We start from the raw sequence: 556 nt of genomic DNA, 5'->3' as shown, positions 1-556 counted from the left end.
GTTGTCCCCAGCGGCACCGACTCTCCCCATCGATCCGATGAGGTGATGACGGTTCAACGTCTGCACGAATTTGCGTGACCGGAACTGGGATCCTCGGTCCGAATGTACGATGCAGCCAGCGACGTCACCGCGGCGGGAAGCGGCGTTGTCCAGGGCGTTCACCGCCAGTCGCGCCTTCATACGGTCGCTGATCGAGTAGCCGACGATCCGGGCTGAGAACACGTCCTTGATGGCGCAGAGGTAGAGCTTTCCCTCGTCGGCTTGAGTTCCAGCCATCGTCGCAACACTCTGATCGAGAGGTGCGTGCGATGGTTATTCGGCCGAGGGGTAGAGAGAATGTGCAGTACAAGGCGAAGGAGCGGGACGAGTTCTTCCGTCGGCTTGATCGTGGCGGCACGATCCGTGCTGTCGCGGCTGAGCTGGGGCTGAGCGTTGAGTCGTGTTACCGGTGGCGAAATGAGGCTGGCGTATCGACTTCCCGTGCGAACAGCCGGGTCTATACGGCTGAGGACAAGGCCGAGTTCTTCCGCCTGCTGGCGTCGACGGGGAACGTGTG

General features: G+C 61.7%; 1 protein-coding gene and 1 pseudogene. One reads left to right on the top strand and one right to left on the bottom strand.

Annotation, left to right across the window (positions count from 1 at the left end):
• Positions 1 to 258: pseudogene (locus tag RF645_RS13245) on the bottom strand (transposase); the annotation flags it as partial.
• Positions 259 to 338: 80 nt separating this feature from the next.
• Between RF645_RS13245 and RF645_RS13240 the strand changes: the two are divergent.
• Positions 339 to 556, top strand: a 218-nt coding sequence (locus RF645_RS13240; protein WP_368819268.1) for a helix-turn-helix domain-containing protein, incomplete at its 3' end; no start/stop codon positions are given.

Source organism: Kocuria sp. CPCC 205260, from assembly GCF_040981045.1.
GTDB classification, from domain to species: domain Bacteria; phylum Actinomycetota; class Actinomycetes; order Actinomycetales; family Micrococcaceae; genus Kocuria; species Kocuria palustris.
The sequence above is the reverse complement of the archived record's forward strand: the minus strand, read 5'-3'. Positions and strand labels throughout refer to the sequence as shown.